General features: G+C 71.5%; 1 protein-coding gene. It reads right to left on the bottom strand.

Features of this window, described 5'->3' with window-relative positions; genetic code table 11:
* Positions 1 to 246 (bottom strand): 5-oxoproline transporter, DUF979 family subunit (locus tag SB765_RS32635; protein WP_410932895.1); only part of this gene is annotated, 246 nt, incomplete at both ends.

Below are 246 nucleotides of genomic sequence, written 5' to 3'. Positions count from 1 at the left end.
CGCGGCGAACCCGTTGCCCATGATCATCGTGAACAGCGCCATGCCGACCGTGTAGGCGGCGACGACGGCGAACGGCGAGTCGATCGGCACCCAGTCCTTGACGAGCCCGGACACCACGCCGCCGACGCCCCCGACCGCGAACAGCGCGCCGAGCGCCGCGAGCATCTGCGGCAGAATCGCGGCCCAGCCGACCGCGTCCATCGTGTGGCGCGCCTCCTTCACCGCGTGCACCGGTGAATCGCGCAG

It is taken from the genome of Pseudomonas sp. SIMBA_067, from assembly GCF_046534675.1.
GTDB lineage: Bacteria > Pseudomonadota > Gammaproteobacteria > Pseudomonadales > Pseudomonadaceae > Aquipseudomonas > Aquipseudomonas putida.
The sequence above is the reverse complement of the archived record's forward strand: the minus strand, read 5'-3'. Positions and strand labels throughout refer to the sequence as shown.